3 protein-coding genes are annotated in these 5,454 nt (G+C 37.2%); all 3 read left to right on the forward strand.

The window, feature by feature from the left end; genetic code table 11:
* Positions 1-245 precede the first annotated feature (245 nt).
* The 3 genes from Q8M62_RS03250 to Q8M62_RS03260 all read left to right on the forward strand — a co-directional run bounded on the left by Q8M62_RS03250 (position 246) and on the right by Q8M62_RS03260 (position 5,175).
* On the forward strand, positions 246-1,457 hold the full coding sequence (locus Q8M62_RS03250; RefSeq protein ID WP_304902626.1) for a hypothetical protein: 1,212 nt from the start codon (positions 246-248) through the stop codon (positions 1,455-1,457).
* A 1,265-nt stretch (positions 1,458-2,722) separates the two neighbouring features.
* The gene (locus Q8M62_RS03255) at positions 2,723-3,871 is read left to right on the forward strand and encodes an AraC family transcriptional regulator (RefSeq protein ID WP_305668011.1); all 1,149 of its coding nucleotides are present in this window, start codon (positions 2,723-2,725) and stop codon (positions 3,869-3,871) included.
* A gap of 125 nt (positions 3,872-3,996) precedes the next feature.
* Positions 3,997-5,175 carry an acyltransferase family protein gene (locus tag Q8M62_RS03260; RefSeq protein WP_305668012.1) on the forward strand — a complete coding sequence of 393 codons (1,179 nt, stop codon included), beginning with the start codon at positions 3,997-3,999 and terminating at the stop codon, positions 5,173-5,175.
* The last annotated feature ends 279 nt before the right edge of the window (positions 5,176-5,454 follow it).

Genomic DNA, 5,454 nt, shown 5'->3' on the forward strand with positions numbered 1-5,454 from the left:
CGCAAAAGCGGCTTTACTCAATCCTGACAGCTGCCATCTGTAGAACAGCTCATAGTAGGTCTCGATACTTCTCTTTTTCATCCCGCAACTTTAGCTCATAAAGCAAAGCCCATCAAGATGCAGTTCGTCGGAGGGATACAATCCTCCAATCTTCCAATTCCTTCCCAACTTCCAAACTTCCCAACTTCCAAACAATTAAACCGAACGATTACTATATTTAACCCATAACTAACCAACATCATCCCTTGCTCGGAGCTGTACTCTTAGTCTTATTCCTCTTCTTCCTCAGCCAACCCATCCTTGGGAATCTACAGCGTGAGCACAAGTGGATCAAAGCCGGTCTGCTTAATCAGATGTACTGGTACCACATGTTTTTTGGACTGGTTTATTGGACTTATTCCCAGTTTAACCGCTCTGATTCCATAATGTATTTTAGAAGTGCTAGCCATTATCGGAATTGGTTTGATGCTTTTGAACCGGGAACATTATTTATCGAATGGGTGAATTATCCCTTTGCCAAATGGTTGGGATTCAACTACGACATGATGATGTTCTTCAGTACTTGGGTTGGATTCTGGGGCTTTGTGTATTTCTACCTGTTTATGAAGGAAAATCTGCGCTTCAACCCAAAATTCGAGGGTTGGGATGCGATTACCATTTTTATGTTTTTGCCCAATATGCATTTTTGGACAGCTTCCTTGGGAAAAGGAGCCTATATTTTTGCAGGATTGGCATTTCTCACTTACGGCCTTTCTTGGCCTCAAAAAAGGATCTTCCATATCGCATTGGGAAGTTTTATGTGCTATATGATCCGTCCTCATATTCTTTTTGCAGTATTGATTGGGATGGGGGTGGGTTTTGTTTTGGGTCGAGAAAAAGTGCCATTGTATCAAAAGTATGCAGTTGTGATTTTTGCAATTGGAATGAGCGTATATGTGTATGAAGATTTGCTGGTTTTTTTAGGATATGATCCAAATAACGTGGTGGCAAGCTTTGAAGAAGAATCAGCACTTAATCAGCAAAGACTTCAATCTGCTGGGTCTGCTGTTAATATGGGGTCTTACAGTCTTCCCATGAAGCTTTTTACATTTTGGTTTAGACCATTGTTTATTGATTCGCCCAATGTCATCGGTTTGGTGGTTTCCATGGAAAATGCGCTTTACATCTACATGTTCAGTAAAATCATAAATAAGGACTTTATCAAGTACATCAGAATAGCTCCTGCGATGGTCAAGATGTCAGGTGTTGTGTTTATTTCTATTTCGATTTCAATGACTTTTGTGATGGCCAACCTCGGAATCATCATCCGGCAGAAGAGCCAGATTATGTACTTTATGCTCTTTGTGATCGTGGCATTTATGGACTGGCAGAAAACCAATCGCATCAAAAGGCGAGGTGAAATCTTCAACCGCATCGTCGAAGAAGAGCGCCGCCGCCTCGCTGAAGCTGGTGTCTAAACCTTTGAGGTTTTTTCCTAGAGACCTTCCTGTTAATTTTTTCACCAAATTTGATTACATAGAACCTCGAAGGTTTTCATAGTTTAGGACCCGATTGGCGCAAGGTTCAAACTTGTACCTATTTATATGAAGTCTGCAGATTGGTTTTTTTTAAACAGATTTAAAAATCATTCCGCCGCAACTCCCCCTTGGACCACAATTTTTATTGGGACGAGTCAGGCTTATCAAAGGGGGTAGGGGGGATTTTTCCACTTCCATTGCGCTGGTATTTACATCCTTTTCCAAAACAAAAACCTGCTCCAGCGCGGTCTCCCCTATACATTTTTTACCCCGGGTTGCCACCCGGGGTTATTGAAAAGTTCGACCACTTCGTGGTCAGTTCCCACTGGTACAAGTCTTCCGATTTTTCTACCACAAGGTAGACTGCTTTCAATCTGAATTCCCCCCTGGTTCACTCTGAATCCATTCTCGATATCCTGCTACTCGCTATCCTGTTTCTCTCCCGATATTTCGATCGGGACTGGACTTGAATTCTTTGCGACTTACCGCCTTTGCGAGAAATCCAAACACCGCTCAACTAGGCTCAACTTGGCGCAAGTTTTCAAACTTGTGCCTATCTATATGAAGTCTTCAGACTTGTCTGCCGCTAGGTAGGTTTATCTACCGCAAGGTAGGCTGCTTTCAATCCAAATAACCCTCCCTTTGCGCTGGCATCAACCTTATTTTCCAAATCAACTTTCCTGGCCAGCGCTGGTGCCGGTGTACATCTTTTACCCCGGGTTGCCACCCGGGGTTATTGAAAAGTTCGACCACTCGTGGTCAGTTCCCACTGGTACAAGTCTTCCGATTTTCCTGCCACAAAGACTCTCCAGTGGAAAACGTGAACAAATCTTCCTGAAGGACCGAACGGATTGACTCCCATAGGATTAATCTGGCGTGGGGCAAGCTTGAAGGGTGGGTTTGTGGAGAATGAGGTAATTCAAAAAAAGTCTAGTAATGGGTATTTCTTTTGCTCAAAATCACTTTATTCGTCAAAATATTTCTAATCAACTACCAAACTTAATCATCCAAACCCAAAAAAATCCCTTATCCGATTTGGATGGAATATCCAAAATAACAGGGAAAATTCCACCCTAAAAAAGCCAATTTAGGGAATAGCTGGATTGAGGGATTTCGTAAACAAAATTATTGACAGCATCTGGAACGAGAGGGCCAGCATTGAAACATTAAGATGGCTAACACCAATAAAATTGTACAACTAATTTATGGATATAATATTTTTACTCGGTGCAGTTCAGGCTTTTTTTTTCGGGGTTTTACTTCTGGATAAAGGAAAGAACAGACTCTCCCAAAAATTGCTTTTGCTTTTCTTCAGCATAATTGGTCTTGTGTTGATTGAACATTACTTCTTTCAAAGAAAGGTCATTTTCGAATACCCTCATTTGATGGGGATTACTTATACTTTCCCAATTATATTAGGACCCATTTTGTTCTTTTACACAAAATCTTTGGTAAATGAACATGGCTTAATTTCCTTTCGAAGTTTTTTGCTTCACGCTATGCCTTTTTTATTAGCAACCACTTTTTTATTTTATGATTTTTATTTTTTAAGCCCACAAGAGAAGTTGATTTATTACGAAAAAGAAACACAGGGACAAACTTCCTTTTTCTTTCTCATTGCTGAATTTCTTATTAATTTTTCCATCCCTTTTTATTCTATAGTTTCCCTTATTTTATTAAAAAAACACCTTAGACAAATCAAGAAAAGCTACTCGAATACTGAAAATATAGACTTAAATTGGTTAAAAATAGTTTTGATTTGTATGGTATTTGTTTCATTTGTATCTGTTTTGATGGGCTTATTAAGTGATTTTTTTAATTTTATTTCTTTTGAAAGTGGAGATAATTTAATGTATACCGCTCTTACTATAATAATTTATTTTTTAGGTTATTATGGAATTAAACAAAAACCCATATTGTCAACTGAAAATCCAATTTTTCAAATTGAAACTGCTCCATCTCTAAAACCCAAATATGCAAATTCATCATTAAAAGATGGTGAAAAGGAAAAACTTATACAGCGGTTGACCAACTCTATGGATAACGAAAAGCCCTATTTAAATGAAAGTCTCACTTTGAAAGAACTGGCCGACAAACTTGAAACCACACCAAATAACCTCTCCCAAATAATTAATGAAAAATTTAGCAAGAATTTCTACGAGTTTATTAATGAATACAGAATTAATGAAGTGAAAAGTCTCCTTTCTGACCCAAAATACGCTCATTATTCAATGATAGGAATAGCCTTTGAATGCGGATTTAATTCCAAATCAACTTTCAATAGCGTCTTCAAACAAATCACCGGTAAAACACCCTCCGAATTCAAAAAATCTGCTTTTGACTTATCTGACTAAGTCCAACTTTTCAAAGTCGGAATTATGTTGCTTTATTGAAATGAACTTGTAGTCCGAACCTACACTTTCGGGCATATAGCCACTTGCTTGATTGTAGGTTTGACCGATAATCTAAAAAAAACCGGATGAATACAATTACGCGGCTCTACTACATCGACTGGCTAAGAGTTATAGCCTTCGGACTCCTATTTGTTTTCCACTCATTTCGTCTGTTCGACACCTATCCTTGGCATATAAAAAACCCTGAAACAAGCATTTCGATCAACTATATCATTGAATTTATGCATAGTTGGAGAATGTACATTATTTTCCTTGTATCAGGTACAGGAACTTATTTCGCCTTGAAATCCAAAAGTGAGAATTTTTTAAATGGAAGAATAAAGAGGCTCATCATCCCCTTTATTTTTGGGGTTATTATTTTGATTCCACCCCAGAAATTTTTTGAGGCCATTCAGCAATCAGGATTTGAAGGTAATTATCTAACTTTTCTGAGGCTATTGCCGAGTGCTTTAATTAATGAAAGTTATGGTTGGAACCTGCTGTGGACTGGATATTTAGGATACCACATCTGGTATTTGATTTATTTATTCATTCAAACACTTTTGTTTCTCCCATTTTTCAACTTAATGCTTAAGTACCAAAATAAAGTTTGCGAACAAACGAATAAGTTAATTCAATCATTTTATGCATTTTGGTATATCATCATTCCATTTGCCTTACTGGAGTTTCTTTTGCGACCTTTGTTCCCCCAATACCTGAACTGGGCTGATTTCGTAATATTTTCACTCTATTTTATTTTAGGATTTATTCTGCAAGTCAATCCCAAAATCATTTTATTTATTGAAAAAAATGCTCATAAATTTCTACTGATAGCCATTACCTGCTGGAGTTTGTATTTAATTAATAAAACCTTTCTTGACAATATTTCAATGCCAGACTATAATTGGAAATTCTTCTTCTCAATTATTTTAAAAAACCTGAACAGCATTTGTTGGGTATTTGCATTTATCGGATTTGGAAAAAAATATTTAAATTTTAATCACCACTATTTGAGTGACCTTAATCAAGGGATTTTACCTTTTTATATTCTACACCAAACCGTTATAGTCGTTGTGGGATATTTTGTAATTCAATGGGATTTATCGATTATTGAAAAATTTCTTATTGTTTTTTCTTCATCTTTTGTTCTTACCATTGGTATGTATCAAATTATACGGAGAAATAATTTATTGAGATTTGTATTCGGGATGAAACAAAAGAGAAAAAAACCATTAAGTGTATTGGGAAATAATATTTCAACTTGAAATCGCTTCGCTCCTCAGCTCAACTTGGCGCAAGTTTTCAAACTTGTGCCTACGGTAATGCAGTTTTCAGATTGTTTTTTTAAACAGATTTAAAGATCATTCCGCCGCAACTCCCCCTTGGACCACAATTTTTATTGGGACTGACTTGTCCTGAATTGAGTTTACACAAAGTAAACTACAATGAAACGACAAAAAGAAAAAAGAACAAGGAGCATAGGATCTCTGAGTTGGGCTGAGCGGGAAGAAATGATCAAAGAGTATCTATCGGGAAATTCCTCT

The organism is Algoriphagus sp. (assembly GCF_030694375.1).
Taxonomy (GTDB): domain Bacteria; phylum Bacteroidota; class Bacteroidia; order Cytophagales; family Cyclobacteriaceae; genus Algoriphagus.